The 23,598-nt window shown below is 71.7% G+C and carries 18 protein-coding genes and 1 rRNA gene; 5 read left to right on the top strand and 14 right to left on the bottom strand.

Annotation, left to right across the window (positions count from 1 at the left end):
• Positions 1–5: 5 nt before the first annotated feature.
• From BJK06_RS14995 to BJK06_RS14980, 4 genes are read right to left on the bottom strand one after another with little or no spacing between them, the layout of a single operon-like run.
• Entirely contained in the window at positions 6–818 is an 813-nt protein-coding gene (locus tag BJK06_RS14995) for a hypothetical protein (protein ID WP_070418549.1), read from the bottom strand.
• On the bottom strand, positions 815–1,306 hold the full coding sequence (locus tag BJK06_RS14990; RefSeq protein ID WP_070418548.1) for a hypothetical protein: 492 nt from the start codon (positions 1,304–1,306) through the stop codon (positions 815–817). Before BJK06_RS14990 ends, BJK06_RS14995 begins: the two co-directional genes overlap by 4 nt.
• Before the next feature lie 5 nt (positions 1,307–1,311).
• Entirely contained in the window at positions 1,312–3,069 is a 1,758-nt protein-coding gene (locus BJK06_RS14985) for an alpha/beta hydrolase (protein ID WP_070418547.1), read from the bottom strand.
• Positions 3,069–3,347: a hypothetical protein gene (locus tag BJK06_RS14980; RefSeq protein ID WP_070418546.1), complete on the bottom strand. Its 279-nt coding sequence runs from the start codon at positions 3,345–3,347 to the stop codon at positions 3,069–3,071. The genes BJK06_RS14985 and BJK06_RS14980 overlap by 1 nt, the downstream gene beginning before the upstream one ends.
• A 189-nt stretch (positions 3,348–3,536) precedes the next feature.
• On the opposite strand from BJK06_RS14980, the gene BJK06_RS14975 reads away from it, so the two are divergent.
• The 4 genes from BJK06_RS14975 to BJK06_RS14960 are packed head-to-tail and all read left to right on the top strand — an operon-like array spanning position 3,537 to position 7,085.
• Positions 3,537–4,376 (top strand): ABC transporter ATP-binding protein, encoded by an 840-nt coding sequence (locus BJK06_RS14975; RefSeq protein ID WP_070418545.1) that lies wholly within the window; start codon positions 3,537–3,539, stop codon positions 4,374–4,376.
• On the top strand, positions 4,373–5,209 hold the full coding sequence (locus BJK06_RS14970) for an ABC transporter permease (protein ID WP_070418544.1): 837 nt from the start codon (positions 4,373–4,375) through the stop codon (positions 5,207–5,209). The genes BJK06_RS14975 and BJK06_RS14970 overlap by 4 nt, the downstream gene beginning before the upstream one ends.
• A gap of 53 nt (positions 5,210–5,262) precedes the next feature.
• The gene (locus BJK06_RS14965; protein ID WP_070418543.1) at positions 5,263–6,462 is read left to right on the top strand and encodes a sensor histidine kinase; all 1,200 of its coding nucleotides are present in this window, start codon (positions 5,263–5,265) and stop codon (positions 6,460–6,462) included.
• On the top strand, positions 6,459–7,085 hold the full coding sequence (locus BJK06_RS14960) for a response regulator transcription factor (protein WP_070418542.1): 627 nt from the start codon (positions 6,459–6,461) through the stop codon (positions 7,083–7,085). The genes BJK06_RS14965 and BJK06_RS14960 overlap by 4 nt, the downstream gene beginning before the upstream one ends.
• Before the next feature lie 378 nt (positions 7,086–7,463).
• On the opposite strand, the gene BJK06_RS14955 is transcribed toward BJK06_RS14960, so the two are convergent.
• Genes BJK06_RS14955 through BJK06_RS14935 form a run of 6 tightly spaced genes read right to left on the bottom strand, consistent with a single transcriptional unit; the run spans position 7,464 to position 15,175 of the window.
• Entirely contained in the window at positions 7,464–9,668 is a 2,205-nt protein-coding gene (locus BJK06_RS14955; protein ID WP_070418541.1) for a glycoside hydrolase family 36 protein, read from the bottom strand.
• Complete coding sequence (locus BJK06_RS14950; protein WP_070418540.1) at positions 9,614–10,522, bottom strand: ABC transporter ATP-binding protein; 909 nt, start codon at positions 10,520–10,522, stop codon at positions 9,614–9,616. Before BJK06_RS14950 ends, BJK06_RS14955 begins: the two co-directional genes overlap by 55 nt.
• Positions 10,519–11,397, bottom strand: coding sequence for an ABC transporter ATP-binding protein (locus BJK06_RS18940; RefSeq protein WP_092387808.1), 879 nt, complete (start codon positions 11,395–11,397; stop codon positions 10,519–10,521). The genes BJK06_RS14950 and BJK06_RS18940 overlap by 4 nt, the downstream gene beginning before the upstream one ends.
• Positions 11,394–12,455, bottom strand: a complete 1,062-nt coding sequence (locus BJK06_RS18935; RefSeq protein ID WP_219810643.1) for an ABC transporter permease — start codon at positions 12,453–12,455, stop codon at positions 11,394–11,396. The genes BJK06_RS18940 and BJK06_RS18935 overlap by 4 nt, the downstream gene beginning before the upstream one ends.
• A 12-nt stretch (positions 12,456–12,467) precedes the next feature.
• The gene (locus tag BJK06_RS14940) at positions 12,468–13,457 is read right to left on the bottom strand and encodes an ABC transporter permease (protein WP_070418539.1); all 990 of its coding nucleotides are present in this window, start codon (positions 13,455–13,457) and stop codon (positions 12,468–12,470) included.
• Between the two features lie 29 nt (positions 13,458–13,486).
• Positions 13,487–15,175 carry an ABC transporter substrate-binding protein gene (locus BJK06_RS14935; RefSeq protein ID WP_070418538.1) on the bottom strand — a complete coding sequence of 563 codons (1,689 nt, stop codon included), beginning with the start codon at positions 15,173–15,175 and terminating at the stop codon, positions 13,487–13,489.
• Between the two features lie 108 nt (positions 15,176–15,283).
• Between BJK06_RS14935 and BJK06_RS14930 the strand changes: the two genes are divergently transcribed.
• A complete protein-coding gene (locus BJK06_RS14930; protein WP_070418537.1) occupies positions 15,284–17,875 on the top strand; it encodes a glycoside hydrolase family 2 protein in 2,592 nt (863 codons plus the stop codon).
• A gap of 42 nt (positions 17,876–17,917) precedes the next feature.
• Here BJK06_RS14930 and BJK06_RS14925 read toward each other — a convergent pair whose 3' ends face one another.
• The 4 genes from BJK06_RS14925 to rrf all read right to left on the bottom strand — a co-directional run bounded on the left by BJK06_RS14925 (position 17,918) and on the right by rrf (position 23,545).
• Positions 17,918–20,080: an alpha-galactosidase gene (locus BJK06_RS14925; RefSeq protein WP_181015099.1), complete on the bottom strand. Its 2,163-nt coding sequence runs from the start codon at positions 20,078–20,080 to the stop codon at positions 17,918–17,920.
• Positions 20,077–22,092, bottom strand: a complete 2,016-nt coding sequence (locus tag BJK06_RS14920) for a beta-galactosidase (RefSeq protein WP_083295301.1) — start codon at positions 22,090–22,092, stop codon at positions 20,077–20,079. Before BJK06_RS14920 ends, BJK06_RS14925 begins: the two co-directional genes overlap by 4 nt.
• Positions 22,093–22,165: 73 nt before the next feature.
• Positions 22,166–23,329 (bottom strand): ROK family transcriptional regulator, encoded by a 1,164-nt coding sequence (locus BJK06_RS14915; RefSeq protein WP_083295300.1) that lies wholly within the window; start codon positions 23,327–23,329, stop codon positions 22,166–22,168.
• Positions 23,330–23,428: 99 nt separating this feature from the next.
• Positions 23,429–23,545, bottom strand: a 5S ribosomal RNA gene (rrf, locus tag BJK06_RS14910).
• Positions 23,546–23,598: the final 53 nt, after the last annotated feature.

Raw genomic sequence — 23,598 nt, 5'->3', positions numbered from 1 at the left:
GCCCGTCAGGGCGCCCCGGACGGAATGCAGTCGCTCTCCACCAGCAGCACGTTGTCGGCCTTGAGCCACGAGATCGTGGCGTCGGCGGAGGAGACACTGAGCTCGAGGCGGCCGTTCCGCTCATCGAACCCGGTCTGGTCGCCCTCGGCCTTCCACGCCGTCCGCAGGGTCTCCGCCGTGCTCGAACGGTCGACCTCGTCCCCGAGCCGGATGCGCTCGTGGAAGGCCCGACAGGTGTTGCCCGCGGCGGTCGTGCCGCTCGTGGACCAGGTGCTCGTCCGTACCGCGCTCGGCGCCACTTCGAGCAGCCGCAGCGCATCGTCGACGTACTCCTGCATCTCCTGGCCCGCCTCCTCGGCCGATCCGGGCCCGAATCCGGAGTCGACGTCGTCGAGCTCGTCCAGCCGCTGCTGTTCCTGGTACGCGTCCGCCTCACGCGCGGCTCGCGGCAGGACGTCGAACGCCGGCACGACGACGAGCAGCACGACTGCGACGAACCCGAGGCCCGCGACCACCGTCGCTCCCGATGCCGCCACCTCGAGCACTCGATCACGGAGCGCTCGGATCCCGGCGATGAGCGCTGGGACTGTGGCGAGCAGGCCGATCACGATCGCCACGATCTGCGGTCCGGCCGCGGCCCCGCCGTCGCTCGTCGATCGCCACGCGTAGCTGATCTGCACCACGAACGACAGGAAGAGTGCGATCAGGACTCCGATCGGCGCGACGACGATCCCGAAGATCAGCCGGTTGCGCCGGAGCCGCAGGTCGTCAGCCGTCGCGCTCTCCCCGGCGGTGGACTCGGGTTCCCCGGCCGTCACCGGTAGTCGTCCGGGTCGCCGAGGACGCAGCGCGAGTCCACGTTGACGTGCGCGCGGACCTTGGTGGCTGCCATCGAAGCACGGGGCTTGCCGTCGGCTCGCGCCACCACGGCGTAGACCTGACCGGTCTCCGGGTCCATCTCCGTCTGTGTCTTCGACAACTCGTAGCCCTCGCGCTCCCAATGTTCGCCGGCTTGCGCGACGAGCACGCCAGGAGCGGCCGGCGCTTCGACCGCGACGAAGTAGCTGAACTGCACGGCTCGCACCCCATCGATCCGGCAGTCGAAGACGGCCGGCTTCGGCACCTCTTGCGGCCACGTGTCCGGAGCCAACGCGAGCGCGGATCGGAATTCCGCGATTGCCTCCGCCTGTGCCTCGTCGATCGTCATGGGCTGTCCCGCTCTCGTCGTCCCGCACCCGGAGAGCGCGAGGCTGGCAGCAGCGGCCAGGATGGCGACTGCGATGGTCGTGTGCGCGCGCGTCGTCATCGGATTCACCGTAGCGTCGCCTTCGCCGTCTCGATCAACGTGTTGGTGTCGAGGTCGAGGTAGCCGTGATCTGCGTCGTCGGCGCCGTTCGGGTTCACGTACAGGTCGTGCACGTTGACCGCGGAGGATCCGTTGACGTGCGACGCGTCGATCTCGGTCGCGCCGAACGGTTTGAAGGTCGGGTCGATGCGCTCGGGGTAGCTCAGGACCTGTCCGATGTGCGCCACGTTGAACCGTTCTTCGGCCTGCGCCGCGTACATGCGCTCGGCGTGGATCGCTCCGGCGTTCGGGATGTGCCCGGGGATGCCCGCGGAGCCCAGTGTCACGAAGCTGCCCACGCCGAGATCGGCATGCTCGTGCAGGGTGATCGATGCCGTCGTCGATCCGTACGAGTGCGCGACAACGTTGAGCTTCGCGTCCGGCCGGGTCGCTCGGAATCCACCGAGATCCGCGGCGAGACGGTCTGCCCCTGCCGCCGCGTCAGCCAATCCGAACACGCCGAGATCGCCTGTCGTCAGCGCGTTGCGCGGCGCGTCGTACCCGATCCACGTGACCATCGCGGTGTCTCGTCCCCCCTCGGAGAGCTGCTGCGTTGCGATCACGTTGGAACCCGCCTTCATCAGAACGGTCGTGTCCTCGAGGGTGGTGCCCATTCCGGGCACGAGGTAGCTGACGTTGACTGCCGTGTCGAGGTCGCCGATCGACACCGCTCCGAGGGGAGGCTGCCCGTCGATGAACGAGACGAATTGCCGAGCCATGCCGTCCACGTCGCGGAGGGTCGTCCGCGATGCAGCGATGAAGTTGTCCAGAGCTGCGAGCCGCTCCGCGGCGTCGTCGAGCTCCTGCTGCGCCGCACGCCGGGCGCTCGGTCCCGCGGCGTGCAGCGCCTTCCGCGCCGCGTCCACGTCGTCCTGCGCCCGCGCGGACGCCCGCTGCGCGCTCAACCGGTTCGCCTGGTCCCGCGCCCAGTACGGCACGCCGTCCAGGTTCCCGATCACCGCCGGCAACGCCGTGATGAGCGCGTCCTGCGCCGCCGAGTGCACCCCGCCGGATCCCCGGCCACCGAGACCGTCCCACCACGCCTGCACCGTCTCGGGCGGCAGCCCGGCGAGCCGATCACCGACTGACCGATCCTGCGCCGCCAGGACCTCGGGCGGCATCGCGGCGACGGCAGCGAGGAAGTCGGCGTCGCTCATCCTGCCGAGCGTCCCCGAGTACGACGGTGCCCAGCCGAGCACCTCGGTGTCGGACAGCCCGGCCGACGCAGCACGGTCCGCGGCGGCCCGTCGTTCGACGAGCGCGTCCCATTCCGCCTGCAGCCGCGAAGCCGTCGCCGCGAGGTCGTCCGCGTCGGACCGCAGCCGTCGGGCCTGTCGTCCGTCAGCCTCCGTGGCGTCCTTCCCCGCGGCGGCCCCCACCGCGGCCGAGAGCGACACGGTGTTCGCAGCGACTTCCATGGCGTTCGTCAACTGTGCCGCACGGATCCGCTCCGCCTCGTCCTGGATAGCCCGCACGTCGTCGGCGTAGGTGTCGAGTACGTCGATAGCCGCGTCGAGCCGGCCGATGATGCGTCGAGCCGCGCGCGGGACGGTGCCGACGGTGACGGAGAAGCGATCCTTCGAGGTGCCCCTCCAGTCGTCCGCATCCTCCGCGGCGCGGGCGACGCTGTGGGCTCCGGCGCTGAGGTCGTCCTGGTGACCGGCGAGACCACTCGACAGCTTCGCGACGGCACCGGGGTCGCCGGCGAACGGGTCGGCGGTCATCACTTGCCGCCGACCTTGCCCGCGAGCTCGGCGTCGGCGTCCTGCACGAGCGACTTCGTGTCGTGCGCGTACTGCGCGAGCGTTCGGCTCGTGTCCGCCAGCCACCCGGTCGAGCGCTCCTGCGATGTACGGAACACCGTGAAGGCGTCGGCGACCTCGTCCGCGCCGAACGCTCCGGCGTCGGTGGGCACCGAGGCGTTGGCGAACAACTCCTGCGCTGCGTCCAGCGCGTCGTGCACGCCGTCGAGCGTTGCGTACGAGACCCGCAGATCAGCCATCGTCTCCCCCGTCCGTCGCAACGCCCTCCGTCGCGATCCCACCGGCAACATATCAGTATCGGCATCTCGGACGAATCACTGTGCACAGATCGGTGCCCATCGGCGGTGCACCGGCATCCCCCGATCGGAGGATGCGGGTCGAGCCACCCGGCCGAGCCACCACCGTGCACGACCGGCCAGGCTGGACCCATGCCCGACACCCCCGCCATCGAGGTCCACCACCTCACGAAGCAGTACGCCACCGGCAAACGCGCCGTGGACGACGTCTCCTTCGACATCCTCCGCGGCGAGACCTTCGCGCTCCTCGGCCCGAACGGCGCCGGCAAGACCACGACGGTCGAGATCCTCGAGGGCTACCGCACCCGCACCGACGGTGACGTCCGGGTGCTCGGCCACGACCCCGCCCGCACGAGCCGCAGCCACAACGCACGCATCGGCATCGTCCTGCAGACCAGCGCCGAGTCCCCCAACGTCACCGTCGCGGAACAGCTCCGGCACTTCACGACCTTGTACCCGCGGCACCGCAGCGTCGAGGAGCTCCTCGAGAGGACCGGGCTCGAGCCGCAGCGCAACACCCGCATCAGCAGACTGAGCGGCGGCCAACGGCGCCGCGTCGACGTCGCCCTCGGCATCATCGGCCACCCCGAGGTCCTCTTCCTCGACGAGCCCACGACCGGCTTCGACCCGGAGGCCCGGCGCCGCTTCTGGGAGCTCATCGACGAGGTCAAGCGCGAGGGCACGACGATCCTCCTCACCACGCACTACCTCGACGAGGCCGCACACCTCGCCGACCGGGCAGCGGTCATCGCCGACGGCCGGCTGCTCGACATCGCCCCGATCGACGAGATCGGCGGTGCCGAGGCCCGCACCCCACGCGTCAGGTGGCGTGACGACGTCGGCGAACCCCACGAACGGCGCACGAACGAACCGACCGCCCTGATCCGGAGCACCCCGGAACCCATGCACGACCTCGAAGTCATCCGCCCGTCCCTCGAGGACGTCTACCTCGGAATGGTCGGCCACCGATGAGCACCGCGACGACGAACACGACCACCGCGAACGCCGCCACGATCGGCGCGCACCGCATCGGCTACGAACTCCGCTCGTACTTCCGAGCCCCCGACGCCGTCTTCTTCACCTTCCTCTTCCCCATCGTCATGCTGGCGCTCTTCTCGGTCGCGTTCAGCAGCGCGCCGGACATCCAGGCGGGCCCGAACGTCAGCGTCGACTACGCCACGTACTACCTGCCCGGCCTGGTCGCGACGGGCTTCCTGCTGTCCGGCACGCAGTCCCTCGGCGTCGACATCGCGGGCGAACGCAGCGACGGCACGCTGAAGCGTCTGGGCGGCACACCCCTGCCGGTGGTGAGCTACTTCATCGGCAAGATCGGCATGGTCCTCGTCACGACGGTCGTGCAGACCGCCCTGCTGCTGGCGATCGCGAGCCTCGTCTTCGGCGTGGACCTGCCCACCGACGGCGGCGCGTGGGCGCACTTCGCGGGCATCATGCTCCTCGGGGTCGCGACGAGCTGCGTCCTCGGCATCGCGATCTCGGCGCTCCCCCGCGAGGGCCGCCGCGCCACCGCCACGATCGTCCCCATCGTCCTGGTCCTCCAGTTCATCTCCGGCGTCTACCTCCCCTTCACGCAGCTCCCCGACTGGCTGCAGAACGTCGCGTCCGTCTTCCCCCTGCGGTGGATGGCGTCCGGCATGCGGTCGGTCTTCCTGCCCGACGCGTTCGCGTCCGCCGAGCCAGGAGGCGCGTGGCACCTCGGCCTCGGAGCCCTCGTCCTGACAGCGTGGCTGGTCCTGGGCACGGTGGCCTGCCTGCTGACGTTCCGGTGGAATCGCAAGGACGCGTGATCCGGCCTGTGGAAAACCGCTCGGCGGCATCCGGGCGATGGGATGCTGAGGCCATGGACCGCATCACGGCGCACCGCAACTGGGGCCTGCACGTGGCGTTCGGCGTCACGATCGCCCTCGTCGCGGTGATCACCGTGCTCGGGTGGTCCCCGTGGACGGACCGGTGGCCGGCGTTCGCGATGCTCGGCGTCCTCGCCGTGGCCTACGCGGCGTACGGGTGGCGCGGCTACGAGGTCCCCCGCGCTGCCGCCGGCTTCGTGCCGCTGCTGGTGTTCGCGGCGCTCGTGCTCCCCGCGGTCGTCCCGAGCACCGCCCTCGTGCAGTGCATCCTCTTCCCCGTCGCGTGGTGCCAGATCGAGCGGACACGGACGGCGGTGGTGGTGTCGGTCGCGATCGGCGTCGCCGCGGGGATCGGGCTCCAGATCGCGAGCGGCCCGGACAGCCTCGTCAGCACGGTCCTCATCGAGGGCGTCAGCATCGCGGGTGCCTGCGCGCTCGGACTCTGGATCACCCGGATCGCCGAACTCTCCGACGAGCGACGCCGCCTGCTCGACGAACTCCGTGCGACCCAGGACTCCCTCGCCGAGGCCCACCGCAGCGCCGGCGTGACGAGCGAACGCGAACGCCTCGCCCGCGAGATCCACGACACCGTCGCACAGAACCTCGCCGGCATCGTCATGCTCACCGAGCGCGCCCGCGGGGACCTCGCGGCCGAACGCGTCGACCGACTCGACGAGCGACTCACCATCCTCGAGGAGTCAGCCCGCGCAGCGCTCGAAGAGTCCCGCACCCTCGTCGCTGCGGGCGCTGCCGGGGTGGCGGGCGACGGACTCGGCGCCGCCCTGCACCGCCTCGGCGAGCGGTTCACGCGCGAGACCGGCGTCCCGGTCACGGTCGAGGCAGCGGACTGCGCGCTGGACCGCGACGCGCAGGTGGTGCTGCTCCGCGCCGCCCAGGAGGCACTGGCCAACGTCCGCGCGCACGCCCACGCCGCCACGGCGCGGGTCGCACTGCACGTGGCGGCCGACAGGGTCGGCCTGCGGGTCTCGGACGACGGCGTCGGCTTCAACGCGTCCCTCCCGACCGCCGGCCACGGGTTGCGGGGCCTGCGCGAGCGGCTCGCCCTCGCCGGCGGCACCTGCGCGATCACGAGCGAGGCCGGACGTGGCACCGTCGTCGAGGTGACGTTGCCCACCGGGGCCGAGCCGCGCCTCCCGGCAGTCGGCGCACCACTGACGGAGGTGCACCGGTGATCCGCGTCGTCGTGGCGGACGACCACCCGATCGTCCGCGCCGGCATCGTCGCGCTGCTCCAGGACGCCGACGACGTCGAGGTGGTCGGGCAGGCGAGCGACGGCGAGGCGGCGGTCGCGATCACGCTCGCCGAACGACCCGACGTCGTCCTGATGGACCTCCGCATGCCCGGCCTCGACGGCGACGACGCGACCGCGCGGATCCTCGCCCGCGAGCCGGGCGTCCGCGTGCTCATCCTGACGACGTACGAGTCGGACGACCAGATCCTCGCCGCGATCGAGGCCGGTGCCGCGGGGTACCTGCTCAAGGCGGCGCCGGAGTCGGAGATCCTCGCGGGCCTCCGCGCGACGGCACGGGGCGGGACGGCACTCGCACCCTCGGCCGCAGCTGCCCTCGTCCGCCGCGCGACCGGCAAGCCCACGACCGGGCCGACGCTGTCACCGCGCGAGCTCGAGGTCCTGCAGCTCGTCGCGCAGGGCAACTCGAACCCGGCGATCGGCCGCACGCTCTTCCTCAGCGAGACCACCGTCAAGACGCACCTCGGGCACGTGTTCGAGAAGCTCGGCGTGAACGACCGGACGCGCGCCGTGACCCGCGCGATGGAGCTCGGCCTGCTGCGCTGACCCCGCCCCGGCGGTCCCGCGGTCGCCCAGGAGCTCGCCGCCCTCCGACGACGGGGACGAACCGTCATCGACGGCGTCCACCAGGAGTCACCGCGGGAGCACTGGCAGTTCCGGCTCGACATCGACGAGGCCCGACAGAGATGGACGCTCGACCGATCGGACCAGCCTGAGCGCGTGACCGTTCCGGTTCGCGAATCCCGGGGATCCCGAACCAGAACGGTCAGAGGCGACCACACGATCCCGTCCGCGCCGCACCGAACCGCACCGCGGCGCGCCGCGCGCCCGCCTCGGCCTCACCGGACGGGAGGCGCGGCGCCTGCCCGCACCGCGCCTCCCGTCCCGGAACACGCGCCGTCTGCCATCCGGCGCGCGCCCCGGTCACCGCCGCGCGCCGGCCCCTCCCGACCGGACGCCCGGGTCCCGCCGGACGCGGAACACCCGGGCCGTCGGGGTGGCCCCGCCGTGGTCGACGTGCAGCACCCCCGCGTCGGCGTCCCACGAGACCTCCCAGGCCCCGAGCGCCGTCGGGAACAGCGGCGACACCTCCACCGGCAGCCCCACGAGCGCCAGCAGCGGCAACGACACCGACGACGACGCCCCCGGCAACGCCCACACCGACAGGTACAGATCCCCGTCCGGCACGTCGAGGCCGAGCGCGACCCAGGTGTCCTCCCACCCGGGCAGCCCGAGCGGCCACACCGGCAGCGCCGACGACACGTCCGCGAGCACGGTCCGGTGCGCCTCGATCGCCGCCGCCACGACACCCAGCTGCGCCGCTGACATCTCGTTGAGGTACCCGGACAGGTACATCCGCCCGAGTACGCCGTTGACGAGCGACAGGGTGAACAGGTCGTCGGACATCGACGGCGCCGGGTACGCCCAGTTCCCCGCCTGCTCGGGGAGCATCGCCGCGGGCGCTGCGGCGGCGATCGTGGCGGACAGCACCGGGTCCTGCTGGTCCGAGGTCGACTGCATGTGCAACCGGGACAGCATCGCGAAGTCGGCGCGCATCGCTCCCGAGGCGCAGTTCTCGATGAGGAGCGACGGGTAGCGGGCCTGCACGTCGTCGAGCCAGTCCAGCAGCGCCCGCTGGTGCTCGAGCTGCCCGTCGAACGACCCCGTCATCGTGTTGTCGTCCATCTTGAAGAACGTCACGCCGAGCGTCCCGACGAGCCGGTCGACGACCGCGTCGAGGTGCGCCCGGGCATCCGGCGAGCGCAGGTCGAGCAGGTGCCGGCCGTGCTCCGCGACCCGCACCCCGCGGTGGTGCACGAAGGCGGACGACGGCAACGACGACGCCAGCGGCGAGTGGATCCCGACGACCTCGGGTTCGAGCCAGAGCCCGGCCTGCATGCCGCGCGAACGGATGTGGTCGATGACGGAGCCGAGCCCGGTCGGGAACCGCGACGCCGCGGGCTCCCACGCGCCGACGGTGTCCCACCAGTGCCCCTCGGCGTACCAGCCGGCGTCGATGCAGAACAGGTCGGCACCGGCGTCGGCGGCCGCGTCGATGAGCGGCAGCAGCTTCTCGGTCGTGGGGTCGCCCATGAGCGTGTTCATGTAGTCGTTGAACACGAGCGGCAGCGTGTGGTCGGCGAGTCGCACGTGCCGGAACGCCCGACGCTGCCGGGTGAGCACCGCGAACGCGTCGCCGACCGAGCCGGCGATCCCGACCGACACCGGCACGGACACGAACGGCTGTCCCGGAGCGACGACGGCGCTCCACTGGTGCTCCTGGTCGGTCGGTCCGCTCAGCAGCACGTACGCGCGCCGCCGGGTCTCCCCCAGTTCGTAGAGCCACGGCCCGTTGTGCTCGACCTGCCACACGAGCGCGAAGTCGGCAGCGTGCAGCACGCCGATCGGCAGCGCCTCACCGGTGGACCACGAGCCGCGGTTCTGCACGACGGCGCGGCTGCGGGGCGGGTGGTGCTGCGCCTCGCGATCGATGCGGGCGAGTCCGATCGACCGCAGCGGATCGGTGCGCCACCGGCTCTCGGCTGCCCAGTCGTTCCCGGCCTGGGTCAACGACAGCTCGTCGACCGTCGCACCGGAGTCGGTCAGGAACGCCCCGGTCGCGAAGGACGAGACGAAGTCGACGACGTGCTCGCCCTCCGGCGCCGACACCTCGGTCCACGTCCGGAACGCTCCGACGCCGGCACGCGCGCAGAACACGGACACGACCTGGAGGCGCGTGGCCGCGTCCTCCTGCACGATCCGGAACCACAGGTCGGTCCCGTCCACCGCCCCGGTCGTGTCCGCGGGCCCTGATCCGGTCCCGCCCACGGACACGGGGGCGTCGTCGTGCGACACGTACCGGAGCCGTGCGCCGATGGTGGAGTCGACGTGCCGGAACCCGCCGGGGAACCTGCCGTGGCCGATGGTGGTCAGCTCGACGAGCGGCTGCGGGTCCTCGGGGCCGTCGGCGAGCGCCCCGCCCGTCGGCACGAACGACACCAGGGCGACCGGTCGGTCCGACGCGATCCGGAACCGTGCCGAGAACCCGGGCGTGACCCAGTCGACGAATGGACTCACAGCGTCCCGGCCCGGACCGCCCCGACCGGTGCCGGCGAACTCGTCACCCACTCCCCCAGGGTGTGGTCGTAGCAGGTGGTGTTGTCGATCGTGGAGCGGTCGAGTGCCGGTCCCGAGGTCACCCGGCGGTCGGTGCGCTCCGGGTCGGGGGCGGCCTCGGCGAGCAGCCGGGTGTAGTCGTGCTGCGGGTCGAGGATGACCGCGTCCGAGGGGCCCCGTTCGACGACCCGGCCGCGGTACAGCACCAGGATCTCGTCCGAGAAGTGCCGCGCAGTGGCGAGGTCGTGCGTGATGTACAGCACGGCGAGGTGGTCCTCGCGCTGCAGCCGGCCCATGAGGTTGAGCACGCTGAGCCGGATCGACACGTCGAGCATCGACACGGGCTCGTCGGCGATGAGCACCTGCGCGCCGGGTGCGAGGGCCCGGGCGATCGCGACGCGCTGTCGCTGCCCGCCGGAGAGCTCGTGCGGGCGGCGGGACGCGAAGTCCTCGTCGAGGTTCACGCGGCCGAGCAGTTCCCGGACGCGTTCGGCGGTCTCCTCGGCGCCGCGCGCACGGTGGTGGAGCTGCAGCGGGCGGGCGATGTGGTGCTCGATGGAGTGGAACGGGTTGAGCGACGCGAAGGGGTCCTGGAACACCATCTGCACGTGCCGGCGGTACATGCTGCCGACGACGGGGGTGCCGTCCTCGAGCCGGACGTCGATCGAGCCGCGCGTGGTGCTCTCCAGCTTCGCGAGCATCCGGGCGATCGTCGACTTGCCCGAACCGGACTCCCCGACGAGGGCGACGGTGCGTCCGGGCAGGAGCTCGAACGACACGTCGTCGACGGCGCGGAGGGTGGTCCGGCGCAGGCCCTTCCGCGTGTGGAAGTCCTTACCGAGGTGGCTGACGGTCACACTGGTCATCGGACGACCTCCTGGGTGTCGAGGTCCGAGCCGTCGATGCTCGCCCCGGTGCGGATGAAGTCGCCGCGGGCGCCGGACAGGCTCGGGAAGGACTGCAGCAGCCGCCGGGTGTAGGGGTGCTGCGGGTCGTGCTGGATGGTGTCGGCGGTGGCGCACTCGACGACCTCGCCGCGGAGCATGATCGCGATCCGGTCGCTGATCTCGAGCAGCAGCGGCAGGTCGTGCGTGATGAACACGACCGCGAAGCCGAGCTCGTCGCGCAGGCGGACGATCTCGCGGAGGATCTCCCGCTGCACGACGACGTCGAGCGCGGTGGTCGGCTCGTCCATGATCATGACCTGCGGCTCGAGCAGCATCGCCATCGCGATCATCACGCGCTGCCGCATGCCGCCGGAGAGTTCGTGCGGGTACGCCGTGATGCGGGACGGGTCGACCCCGACCCGGCGGAGTGCGTCCTCCGCGATCGCCCGACGCTCCTTGCGGGGCATGCCGCGGCGGTGCTCGACGAGCGCGTCGTCGAGCTGTGCCCGGATCGTGGTGACCGGGTTGAGCGCGTTCATAGCCCCCTGGAACACCATCGACAGCTTCGACCAGCGGACGGCACGGAGCTGCTCGTCGCCGAGGCCGAGCAGGTCGACGTCGCTGCCGTCCCGGTCGTGGAACGTGATGCTGCCGGACGTCACCTTCGCCGGCGGCTTGTGCAGCCGGGTGATGGCGTAGGCGAGCGTCGTCTTGCCGCAGCCGGACTCCCCGGCCAGCCCGAGGATCTCCCCGGGCGCGAGCGTCAGCGAGACGTCCTTGACGGCGTGCACCGGGTGCTCGGTCTCGTAGACGACGTCGAGGTGGTCGATGGTGAGGACGGCGTCCCGGGTCATCGGGCGACCCCCTTCCGGTCGGTGGTGGTCTCGGTGAGGCGAGCCGCGCCTCCTGGGCCCGGACGACGGGCCGCACGACGTGCGCGACGTTCACGCCGTCGCTGCGCCCGCACGTTCGCGAGCCGCGGGTTGATGACCTCGTCGATCGAGAAGTTGACGAGGGAGAGGCCCATGCCGAGCAGTGCGATGAGGAGCCCCGGCGGGACGAACCACCACCAGGCGCCCTGGGCGAGCGCGAAGCCGTTCTGCGCGTAGAAGAGCATCGTGCCGAGCGTCGACGAGTTCGAGGCGCCGAGGCCGAGGAAGGACAGCCCGGCCTCGCCGAGGATCGCGGCGATGACGGCGAACACGAACTGCGACGCGAGCACCGGCAGCAGGTTCGGCAGGATCTCCACCGCGATGACCCGCCACGGTCGTTCCCCGGCGACCCGCGCAGCGGACACGTAGTCGCGGTTCCGGATCGACATCGTCTGCGCGCGCAGGACCCGGGCGGACCCGGCCCACGACGTGATCGCGAGGACGATGGCGATGGTCCAGAGGCCTCGGGCCTCCTGCGGGACGAGGCCCGAGATGACGATGACGAGCGGCAGGCCCGGGATCACGAGGAACACGTTCGAGAAGAGCGAGAACGCCTCGTCCATGATCCCGCCGAGGTACGCGCCGAGGATGCCGAAGAACGCCGACAGCACCGTGGCGAGGACACCGACGATGAGGCCGATCTGCAGGCTGCCCCGGGTGGCGAACGCGAGCTGGGCGAGGACGTCCTGCCCGGTCTGGGTCGTCCCGAGCAGGTTGTCGGCGCTCGGCGGCTGCATGCCCGAGTCGCGGATGGCGCTCGGGTCGCCGACGAGCAGCGGGCCGAGCAGCCCGAACAGGGCGACGCCGACGATGAGCACGATGCCCGTGACGAGCCACGGCGTCAGCGTGGGGAGGAACCGGCGGAGGCCGCCCTTCGGCCGGCCACGACGAGCGGTCGCGATGCTCCGGGTGGAACCGGCCTCGGCCTCCTCGGTGAGGGCGCCGATGGTGGGTTCGGTCTCCTGTTGGATGTTGGTCATGGTCGTGTCCTCCTAGCTCCGGGCCCGGGTGCGCGGGTCGATGAGCCCGTAGAGCAGGTCGACGACGAGGTTCGCGCCGAGGACCGCCAGGGTGATGAACAGGAAGATGCCCTGCATGAGCGCGTAGTCGTTGTTCGTCACCGCGGACAGGAGCTTCGACCCGATGCCGGGGTACGAGAACACCTGCTCGGTGACGACGGACCCGGACACGATGAACCCGAGGGAGATCGCGAACCCGGCGACCGACGGCAGCACGGCGTTGCGGGCGGCGTAGTTGCGGAGGACCTTGCCGTGCGGCAGGCCCTTCGCGAGCGCCGTGGTGATGTAGTCCTCGGACAGCGTGGACACCATCATGTTGCGCATCCCGAGCAGCCAGCCGCCGAGCGAGGCGAGCACGATCGTCGCGGCGGGCAGCACGCCGTACTTGAGCGCCGACATGAGGAACTCGCCGTTGAACCCCGGCGTGAGGACGACGTCGTAGCCGCCCTGGGCCGGGAACAGGTGCAGTCCGGTGGCGAAGAAGTACACGAGGATCAGCGCGAGCCAGAAGTACGGCACCGCGGCGAGCAGGGTGGTGGCCGGCACGAACGAGTCGAGCCAGGTGCCCGGTCGCCACCCGACGAAGGCGCCGAGGGCGACCCCGATGACGGCGGCGAGCACGGTGGCGATGCCGACGAGGGCGATCGTCCACGGCAGGGAGCTCCCGATGACCTCGGTCACCGGTGCCGGGAAGTAGCTCACCGATACCCCGAGGTCACCGCGGAACACGTTGCCCAGGTACTGGCCGTACTGGGCGAGGATCGGTTCCGAGGAGTTGCCACCGAGGAGCAGCTCGTACGCCTGCCGGGTCGCCGGGGTCACCTGCCCGCCGCGCTGCTGGAGCTTGGCGAGCAGGATGTCCACCGGGTTCCCGGGCAGGAGCCTGGGGATGATGAAGTTCAGCGTCAACGCCGCCCAGAGGGCCACGATGTAGAAGCCGATCTTGCGCAGGAAGTAGTGCATACGAGCGCTCCTCGGTCGCAGTCCTCGCCTCAGCCCTTGGCGGGCTTGAGGGCCTTGAAGATCTCGGCGTTGTCCGGGCTCGCCCAGACCGCCGGGAACGCGTACAGGTCGTCCTTCGTCGGCCAGCCGGTGAACTTCGCGGCGTGGAACTCACTCGTCGTGCCGCCGGTCATGATCGGGATGTACGGCATGTCCTCGACGACGTGCTGCTGGATGACGTCGAGTTCGGGCTGGGTCGCCGTGGTGTCCTCCGGGTTGATCGTCGCGAGCTTCTGCAGCGCGGCGTCGACCTCGGGGTTGCTGTAACGGGCGATGTTCATCGGGGCCGCCTCGCCGACCTTCGCGGTGTTCGCGGTCGAGTAGTAGTTGTTGTAGAGGTAGTACGGGTTCGCGGTCGGGCCCTGGCCGAGCGAGTCGATCGCGAGCTGGTAGTTGCCCTTGGTCTTCTTGTCGGTCCACTCGTTCCACGACGACTGCTGCGCCTTGAGCTCGATGCCGGCAGCCTTGAGCTGCTGCGTCATCGTGTCGATCGCGGTGATGTAGTCGGTCCAGCCGGTGACGACCTCGACCGTCAGGGACAGCTTCTCGCCGTCCTTCGCGTAGATGCCGTCGGCACCCTTGGCGTACCCGGCGTCCTCGAGCGTCGAGGCCGCGGCGTCGGTGTCGGCACCGGACGGCATCACGGCCGGCGAGACGTCCTTCGAGATCATGTCCTCCTGCGTCGTCGTCAGTGCGAACGTCGGCGAGATCTCGCTGGCGGTGTTCGAGAACGCGAGGGAGTTGAGCTGCTTGCGGTTGATCGCGTCGGCGATGGCGTGCCGCACGGCCGGGTCGGTCTGCGGGCCCGAGCAGCCGAGCGCCGTCGACGAGCAGGTCAGCAGGGCCATCTGGTTCTGGCCGACGGTGATGCCGTCGTAGCCCTGGTAGTGGCCGGGGATGTCGTCCATGTTCGGGACCGGGCCGGTCTGCCAGTCGATCGAGCCCTGCGACAGGGCGTCGGCACCCGCGGTGTTGCCGGAGAGCGACAGGTAGCGGATCGTCTTCACGGCCGGGGCACCGCCCCAGTAGTCCTTGTTCGCCTCGAGGGTGAACGCCTGCGCCTTGAACGTGCCGAGCGTGTACGGGCCGGTCCCGACGGGCTTGCGCACGACGTCGGTGGTCGGGTCGATGTCCTTCCAGAGGTGCTCCGGCACGATCCAGGTCTTGCCGAGCAGGTTCGGGCCGAGCACGAAGGACGGCTTCGCGAAGGACACGACGACCTTGTCGTCCCCCTCGGCCTTCGCGGTGCCGTCGTACCCGATGGAGTTCAGCGCCTTGTACTTCTTGAGCATGTCGAGGGTGAACACGACGTCCTTCGCCGTGAAGGGCTTCCCGTCGCTCCACTTCGCGTCGTCGCGGAGCGTGATGCTCAGCTGGGTGCCGTCGGCGTTCCACTCATAGCTCTTGCCGAGCAGCGGCTTCGGGTCGTTCGTGTTCACGTTCGTGATGAAGAACAGGCCCTCGTAGATCGTCCCGACGCCACCGATGTTCGACGGCGACCAGGGGTTGTAGTTGATCTGGTAGTCGCCGGACTGTCCGGTGTACGCGATCAGGGTCGACGCGGAGTCGGACGACGCCGCGGTCCCGCTCGAGCTGCAGCCGGTGAGGGCGAGTCCCGCGGTGGTGAGGATGGCCGCGGCCGCGATGGCGAGCCGCCGGGAACGGTTTGGTGTTGACATCGTTGTCCTCTCGGTCTGCTCCGTCGCAGGCCTGGTCGTTGTGACCGCGATTGTTACACGGCTAAACTAACCCGGTCAAGAGCTTGCACGACGACGTGAGGAGGCGCGATGGAGCGCACGACACTGGACGGCCACTGGACCCTCGAGGCGGTGGCCGGTCCACCGGAGGCCGATGCCCACCGCGACCCGGTGCAGGCGGTGGTGCCCGGCTGCGTGCACACCGACCTGCTGCGCGCCAGCAGGATCCCCGATCCGTTCGACGGTGACGGCGAGGCCGCGACGCAGTGGATCGGCGACACGGTCTGGCGGTACCGGCGGACGTTCGACTGGGCCGACGGCACCGGGTTGCGCCGCCACGACCTCGTCGCGGACGGACTCGACACGCTCGCGACGATCGAGCTCAACGGCATCGTCGTCGGCACCACCGCGAACCAGCACCGCTCGTACCGGTTCCCCGTCGGACACCTGCTCCGACCGGGCGCGAACGAGCTCGTCGTCACGTTCGACGCGCCCGTGCCCGCGGCCGTCCGGCTCTCCGAGCTGCACGGCGGCGAGCTCCCGCACGTCAACCACCACCCGTACAACGCGCTGCGGAAGAACGCGTCGAACTTCGGCTGGGACTGGGGCGTCGACGTCGCGACGAGCGGCATCTGGAAGTCGATCGGCATCGAGTCCTGGAGCGGCGTCCGCATCGCGGCCGTCCGCCCGCTCGTCGACGTCGACGGCACCACCGGCGTGCTCACGGCGCACGTCGACGTCGAGTTCGCCGGTTCCTCCGGCGCCTTCTCGCAGGCCATCGGCAGCGCGCCCGTCGCGTCCGCGGGTGGTGACGCGGATGCCGGACTGGAGGCCCGGATCACCCTGGCCCCGCACCACGCGTCCGCAGCGCACCCCGGTTCCGACACCGCGCCTCCCGTCCGCCCCACCGACCCCGCCGACACCGCCGGCCGGGTCGTCGGCGCGCGACCCGTCGCGACCGGTCCGGACCGCACGACCGGCTCCGCCGTCGTGCGGCTCGAGGTCCCCGAGGTCGCCGTCTGGTGGCCGCGCGGCCACGGCGACCAGCCCCTGTACGACGTCCGGGTCGAGGTCGGTGACGACGTCTGGACCGGCCGGGTGGGGTTCCGGACCGTCACCCTCGACACGGCTGCCGACGCGGGTGGCGCGCCGTTCCTCCTGCGGGTCAACGACCGGCCCGTCATCGTGCGCGGGGCGAACTGGATCCCGGACCACGCGTACCTCACCGAGATGACGGCCGAGCGCTACGCCGAGCGGATCGACGACGCGGTCGAGGCGAACGTCAACCTGCTCCGGATCTGGGGCGGCGGGGTCTACGAGTCCGACGACCTGTACGACCGGTGCGACGAGCTCGGGATCCTCGTCTGGCAGGACTTCCTGTTCGCTTGCGCGGCCTACGCCGAGGAACCCTGGCTGGCCGACGAGGTCGAGCCCGAGGTCCGCGAGGCCGTCACCCGCCTCAGTCCCCACCCCTCGCTCGTGGTGTGGAACGGCAACAACGAGAACCTCGTGGCGTACGCCGAGTGGGGGTGGCGGCCGTCGCTCGTCGGTCGCACCTGGGGCAACGGGTACTACCGTTCCCTGCTGCCCGCGATCGTCGCGGAGCTCGACCCGACCCGGCCGTACACCCCCGGGAGCCCGTTCTCGTTCGACGAGTACCTGACGCCGAACGACGAGCGGAACGGCAGCGTGCACATCTGGGACGTCTGGAACACGAAGGACTACACCGCCTACGCCGACTGGCAGCCGCGGTTCGTCGCCGAGTTCGGGTTCCAGGGGCCGCCCGCGTGGTCGACCCTCACCGCGGTGGTGCACGACGAGCCGCTCGACCCGGACGGCCACGAGATGCTCGTGCACCAGAAGGCGCACGAGGGCAACCGGAAGCTCGCCGACGGCATGCGCGGGCACCTCCCGGCGCCGACGACCATCGAGGACTGGCACTGGGCCGCGCAGCTCAACCAGGCGCACGCGATCCGCTTCGGCATGGAGTGGTTCCGGTCCCGCACGCCGGACAACACCGGCATGGTCGTCTGGCAGCTCAACGACGACTGGCCCGTGGTGTCCTGGGCACTCGTCGACCACGCCGGGCACCGGAAGCCGGTCTGGTACGCGGTCCGACAGGCCTACCGCGAGGTCCTCGCGACGGTCCAGCGGTCGACGGCGGGCGACGGGCTCGACGTCGTCGTCGTGAACGCCGGCGGTGCGCCCGTCACCGACGAGGTCGTCGTCGAGCGCCGCGCGTTCGACGGCACGGTGCTCGCGACGACCACGGCGACCGTCTCGGTCGACCCGGCGGACGCGGTCCGGATCACGCTGCCCGTCGAGGTCGCGGCGCCGCAGGACCGCTCGGGTGAGGTGCTCGTGGTGACCGGGTCGACCTCGGGGCGGCGTGTGCACGACTTCGCGGAGGTCGTCGACCAGCGCCTCGGGCGTCGACCGTTCTCGGTCGACGTCGCGGCGACGCCGGAGGGAGCGCGGGTCACGGTCACGGCGACGGCGTACGTGCGGGACCTCGCGCTGTTCCCGGACCGGGTGGTCGCCACGGCCCGGGTCGACGAGGGGCTGGTGTCGCTGCTGCCCGGCGAGTCGGCGGTGTTCGAGGTCACGCGCGCGGCGGGCATCGACGTGGAGGCGTTGGCCGGGCACCTGGTGCTCCGGCACGCGGGCGACCTCCTGCCCTGAGGCGTGGACGGGCCGGGCGCGTGCCCGGCCCGTCCACCCCGGTCAGCCGGTCGCCTGCACCTCGAGCACGAGCGCGGTTCCCGGCGCCAGCGCGGGCAGCCGCACCCCCACGTCCTCGAGCACCGCGCCGGACAGCTCCACGCTCCCCCGCTCGATCCACGGCGTCCGGGTCACGTCGACCCCCTTCGGCACCCGCAACCCCGTCACCGGCGCGACCCGGTACCGGCGCTCCCGGTCGAGTCCGCGCAGGCGCAGCGGCACGGCCAGGGACCGCGGACCCGTCACGGTCCGGGCGACCCGCACGAGGGCTCGAGACCGATCGCGCGCGACGACCGCCGTCGTCGCGAGCCCGGGGTCCCCGAGCTCGACGTGGTGCAGCCGCCCGGAGTGCAGCAGTCCCCGCTCCCGCTTGTAGAGCGCGGTCCACTCCCGCAGCCGGTCGAGCTCCGCGGGGCTGCACCGGGTGACGTCGGTCTCGATGCCGGCGCTGCCGAAGAGCGACACCGCCATCCGGAAGTCGAGGTCGAGGTGCCGCCCGGTGGTGTGCGACACCTCCGGGCCGACGTGCGACCCGATGAGCTCGAGCGGCAGCAGGAGCTCGGTCCACCGCTGGATCGGCAGCCGTTCCATCGCGTCGTTCGAGTCCGAGGCCCACACCCGGTCGGCGCGTTCGAGGACGCCCAGGTCGACCCGGGCGCCGCCGGACGCACACGCCTCGATCTCCAGCCAGGGGTGTCGGCGACGGAGCTCATCCATGACCGCGTAGGCACCGCGGGTGTGCGCGTCGAGGCCGACCCGGCCGGCGTGCACGGTCTGCACGACGTCGCGGTTCTGGTCCCACTTCACGAAGTCGACGTGGTGCGCGCCGATCACCGCCGACATCCGGTCGAGCACGTGCTCGCGGACGTCCGCGCGGGCGAGGTCGAGCACGTACTGGTGCCGCCACGTCCGAGTGCGCCCGGGGTCCTGCAGGAGCCAGTCCGGGTGGTCGACCGCGAGCTCGGACACCGGGCTCACCATCTCCGGCTCGAACCACAGCCCGAAGTCCATGCCGAGCGATCGGACTCCGGCGACGAGCGGGCCGAGGCCCTGCGGCCAGACGTCGGCGTCGACCGTCCAGTCGCCGAGGGCCGTGGTGTCGGAGCGGCGCCCGGTGAACCAGCCGTCGTCGAGGACGAACCGTTCGACACCGACGTCTGCAGCGACCCGCGCGAGTGCGAGCAGCGGCTCCAGCTCCTGCCGGTAGTAGACGGCCTCCCAGGTGTTCAGCACGACGGGACGCGGGGTCCGTGGGTGCCCGGGGCGCGCGCGGAGGGAGTCGTGGAGGCGGGCGGCGACCCCGTCGAGCCCGCCGTCGGTCCAGACGAAGACGGTGTCGGGCGTGGTGAACGTCTCGCCCGGACGGAGCAAGACCTCGCCCGCGCGCAGGAGCTCCCCCGCGCCGAGCACGGGACGGGCCTCGGCGAGCTGGTCGTACCGGTGCACGGAGTCCGCGCTCCACGCCGGGTGCACCGCCCACAGCTCGCCGGTGGTGTCGTCGAACCCCGGGGTCCCGAGCACCGTGAGGGTCGGGGCGTCGTGCCCGGTCCGCCCCCGGCGGCTCTCGCGCACGTGCACACCGTCGGTCATCGCCCGCCGCTGCGGGGTCCGCTCGCGGGTCCACCGTCCGGCGAGGTCGAGCACCTCGGCGGCACGCTCCCCCACCGGCAGCACCGCTTCGAGCGCCTGCACCTCGACGTCGGCCGTGCCGCTGTTCGTCAGCGCGTGCCGCACCCGCAGGACCCCGGCGTCGTCGAGGGCGAACTCGCTGTGCAGCGCCACCTCGTCCGACGCGGCGTCGACCACGAGCAGCTGTCCCTCGACGTGCACCACGACGTCGCGCCACACCGGGACGAGCGGACGACCGCCGACCTGTCCGGCGATCCCGGGCCGCCCCTCCCACCCGTCCTGTTCGGTGGGCAGGATCGTCACCGGCCACGGGGCGTCGAACGCGCTCGGTGAGACCGCCCGCGCGACGGCGAGCACGAGGTCGTCCGCGTCCTCCGGCACGACCTCGCCGACGTCCCGCCCCCAGTGCAGCACCTCGGGCAGGCCGTCGACACGGGTCGCGACGACGACACCCACCCCGGCTGCGCGCAGCGCGTGGACGCGCGTCACCGCCGCGGGCACGGCTGCCCGCGCCTCCTCGCCGTCCACGACGGTCATGCCGTCGCCTCCTCGAGGAGCACACGGACGCCGCCGGCGGGCACGACGGTCTCCGGGCCGTGCCCGGAGCCGTCGAGCAGGTCGGTCCCGGCGGCCGACAGGACGACGTCGTCGGTGCGGTGGTTCAGGAGGAACAGGATCCCGGTGCCGTCCTGCCGGACGCGACGCACTGCCTCCAGGCCTGGAGGCGCGGTGACGGTCCGCGCGATCGCGCGCTCCTCGACGATCCGGTCCACGATCCGTTGCACCCCGTCCGCGTCGAGCATCGCCGAGACGTACCAGGCGCCGCCGCCGGCGGCGCGGCGTGTGACCGCGGGGCGGCCCGCGAGCGGCCCGTCGACGTGCCGGAGGACGACGTCGGCGGCCTCGACGACCACGTCCTCCGCCCAGTCGGTGACGACTGTGCCGTCGTCGAGCAGGACGCGCTCGTCGCGCTGCAGCGGGGTGAACTCCTCCGACCACACGCCGAGCACGTCGCGGAACGCACCCGGGTAGCCACCGGTGCGGACCCGCGCGGTCTCGTCCACGATCCCCGAGGCGTAGGTCACCAGGAGCGTCGCGCCGTGCTCCACGACGGCGCTGATCCGCGCCGCGGCCGCGTCGTCGACGACGAAGAGGGTCGGGAGCACCACGACGTCGTACCCGGACAGGTCGGCGTCGAGCGGGACGACGTCGGTCAGGACCTGGCGGCGCCAGAACGCGGTGTGCCAGGCACGGAGCTCGTGCCCGTACCGGAGTCCCCGGTGCGGCTTCAGTCCGGACTGGAGCGCCCAGCCGGACGCCTCGTCCACGACGATCGCGACGCGGGCACCTTCGACCGGGGCGCCCTGGACCGGCCCGAGGGCGCGGAGTGCGCGGCCGAGGGCGCAGACCTCGCGCCAGACGCGGCTCCGGGTGCCGGCGTGCGGGACCATCGCGGAGTGGAACTGCTCGGCGCCGGCGGTCGACGCGCGCCACTGGAAGAAGAGCGCGCCGTCCGACCCGCGTGCGACGTGGGCGAGCGAGTTGCGGAGGATCTCGCCGGGTTCCTTCGCCCGGTTCCGCTGCTGCCAGCTCGGGCCCCCGGTCGAGTGCTCCATGAGCAGCCACGGACCGCCGTCGCGGGTCATCCCGCGCATGCGGTCGGCAGCGGCCGCGAGGTCCTCGGCGCGGTCGGGGTCGTCGACCAGCGTGTAGTGGTCGTTCGCCGGGATCGCGACGTGGCGGGCCCACTCGGCGTAGTCGACGACCTGGGAACCGGCGCCCACCATGAAGTTCGTCGTGACGGGTGCCGCCGAGTGCTGCTCGATGACGGCCTTCTCGGCCTCGAAGTGGGCGAGGAGCGCGTCCGACGAGTAGCGCTCGAAGTCGAGGGCGAGCCCCGGGTTCGGCGCCCCACCGACGCCGCGCGGCGGGGAGACCTCGTCGAACGACGTGTAGGTGTGCCCCCAGAAGGCGGTGCCCCACGCGGCGTTCGCTGCGCCGACGTCGTCGTACCGCGCGCGGAGCCAGCGCCGGAAGTCGGCTGCCGAGACCTCGCAGTAGCAGCGGCCGTTCCCGCCGCCGAGCTCGTTGCTCACGTGCCAGAGCCGGACCGCGGGGTGCTCCCCGTACCGTTCGGCCAGGGCGCCGGCGATCCGGAGCGCGTGCGCGCGGAACACCGGCGAGGCCGGGCACCAGCCGAGTCGGCCACCGGGACGCTCGCGGCGTTCGGTCGCGTCGACGGGCAGGATCTCGGGGTGCGCCGTGAGCAGCCAGTTCGGCGGGGCGGCGGTCGGTGTCGCGAGGTCCACCGCGATGCCGTTGTCGTGCAGCAGGTCGAGTACGTCGTCGAGCCAGTCCCAGGTGTACTCCCCCGGTGACCGCTCGAGGAGCCCCCACGAGAAGACCCCGACCGTGACGAGGTTCACACCGGCCTCGCGCATGAGTCGGACGTCCTCGTCCCACACCGAGCGCGGCCACTGCTCGGGGCTGTAGTCACCACCGAACGACAGGTCCTCGGTGGGCCAGGGCACGGAACGAGCAGGGGTCACGACATCTCCTTCGACGGGTGGACCGGACCAGCATCCCGCCCGTCGAAGGCGTTTGTCAACTCGGGTAACTAAGTCAGAAGCGGAGGAGTCGGCGGACCGCGAGGACCGCGGCCGCACGCGCCCACTCGGAGAACTCGAACGGTTGCACGACGATGGTCACGGCGGGCTCGTACGGGCGGAGGCCCTGCCAGAACGCCGCGTCCACCTCGGCGCGGGCGAGGTCGTACACGGGCAGGCCGTCGCCGGTCAGCACGATGGACTCCGGGTCCACCAGCGTCACCACCGTCGACAGGAGGACACCCAGGGCGGTGCCGGCGTCGCGGAGGGCCTGGAGCGCCCGCTCGTCCCCCGCGCGGGCCAGGTCGACCACCGCGTCGTACCCGGCGTCCTCGTGGCCGGCGTTCCGCGCCACGATGGAGCTCGGCAAGTAGCTCGACACGCAGCCCGCGTGCCCGACCCCGCAGTCCGGACCGCCGCCGTACACGGGCAGGTGCCCGACGCGACCGAACCGACCGTGGGCGCCCTCCGACACCTCGCCGTTCGTGACGAACCCGAACCCGACGCCCGCCCCGACCGTGACGAGTGCCATCGAGGTGACGCCCGCGCCGGCGCCGATCCAGTGCTCCTTCGCCGTGAGCGCGTCGACGTCGTTCACCGTGAAGGTCACGAGCCCCGTCCGGCGCTCGAGCATGTCCGACAGCGGGACGTCGCGCCAGCCGAGGAACTGCGACACCTCGACCAGGGTCACGCCGTCACGGGTGACCACGTCGCCGGGCACCGAGACGCCGAGCGAGCAGATCGCCGGCGACGCTGCCCGGAGCCGGTCGACGACCTCGCCGACCTGGGCGACCAGCGCGTCGGGCGATGCGTCGCGCAGCACCTCCTCGTGCAGCGCAAGTACCCGTCCCGCGAGGTCCGTGACCGCCGCGTACAGACGGTCCTGCGTGAGCTTCACGCCCACGAACTCCCACACGCCCTCGCTCGTCCGGAGGAGCTCCGACGGCCGACCGGTGGCGCCACGCACCCCCGTACCGACCTCGATCACGAACCCGTGTTCCTGGAGCGTCCGCACGGCCCGCGTGAGACTCGCCCGCGAGAGGCCGAGCGACCGAGCGATCTCCGCACGGGAGAGCACACCGTGCACGAGGATCTCGCGCAGGGCGGACCTCGTCGCATCGGTCAACACCGGCCACACCGGACCCGGGTCGATCGCTGCTCGATCGAGCTGCTCGGTCATCGGTCCCCTTCGTTCGTCGGCCGATCATAACGCGCCTGGAAACGCAGAAAACCCCTGACCACGTGGTGGTCAGGGGTTCCCTGGTATTCGTAACGTTGAGTCCGGCGGCGTCCTACTCTCCCACAAGGTCCCCCTTGCAGTACCATCGGCGCTGAGAGGCTTAGCTTCCGGGTTCGGAATGTGACCGGGCGTTTCCCTCTCGCTATGACCACCGGAACACCTTCGACCCAATCGCTTGGAAATTCGAAAGCTGTTCCGCGCATGCGCGG

Source organism: Curtobacterium sp. BH-2-1-1 (assembly GCF_001806325.1).
Lineage (GTDB): Bacteria > Actinomycetota > Actinomycetes > Actinomycetales > Microbacteriaceae > Curtobacterium.
Note: the sequence above shows the minus strand (reverse complement) of the source record. Positions and strands in the feature narration are given on the sequence as shown.

Bases quoted from the DNA above. Each gene is read 5' to 3' on its own strand.
- BJK06_RS14990 (WP_070418548.1), bottom strand. From the start codon at position 1,306: ATGACGACGCGCGCGCACACGACCATCGCAGTCGCCATCCTGGCCGCT.
- BJK06_RS14985 (WP_070418547.1), bottom strand. From the start codon at position 3,069: ATGACCGCCGACCCGTTCGCCGGCGACCCCGGTGCCGTCGCGAAGCTG.
- BJK06_RS14980 (WP_070418546.1), bottom strand. From the start codon at position 3,347: ATGGCTGATCTGCGGGTCTCGTACGCAACGCTCGACGGCGTGCACGAC.
- BJK06_RS14975 (WP_070418545.1), top strand. From the start codon at position 3,537: ATGCCCGACACCCCCGCCATCGAGGTCCACCACCTCACGAAGCAGTAC.
- BJK06_RS14970 (WP_070418544.1), top strand. From the start codon at position 4,373: ATGAGCACCGCGACGACGAACACGACCACCGCGAACGCCGCCACGATC.
- BJK06_RS14965 (WP_070418543.1), top strand. From the start codon at position 5,263: ATGGACCGCATCACGGCGCACCGCAACTGGGGCCTGCACGTGGCGTTC.
- BJK06_RS14950 (WP_070418540.1), bottom strand. From the start codon at position 10,522: ATGACCAGTGTGACCGTCAGCCACCTCGGTAAGGACTTCCACACGCGG.
- BJK06_RS18940 (WP_092387808.1), bottom strand. From the start codon at position 11,397: ATGACCCGGGACGCCGTCCTCACCATCGACCACCTCGACGTCGTCTAC.
- BJK06_RS18935 (WP_219810643.1), bottom strand. From the start codon at position 12,455: ATGACCAACATCCAACAGGAGACCGAACCCACCATCGGCGCCCTCACC.
- BJK06_RS14940 (WP_070418539.1), bottom strand. From the start codon at position 13,457: ATGCACTACTTCCTGCGCAAGATCGGCTTCTACATCGTGGCCCTCTGG.
- BJK06_RS14935 (WP_070418538.1), bottom strand. From the start codon at position 15,175: ATGTCAACACCAAACCGTTCCCGGCGGCTCGCCATCGCGGCCGCGGCC.
- BJK06_RS14930 (WP_070418537.1), top strand. From the start codon at position 15,284: ATGGAGCGCACGACACTGGACGGCCACTGGACCCTCGAGGCGGTGGCC.
- BJK06_RS14925 (WP_181015099.1), bottom strand. From the start codon at position 20,080: ATGACCGTCGTGGACGGCGAGGAGGCGCGGGCAGCCGTGCCCGCGGCG.
- BJK06_RS14915 (WP_083295300.1), bottom strand. From the start codon at position 23,329: ATGACCGAGCAGCTCGATCGAGCAGCGATCGACCCGGGTCCGGTGTGG.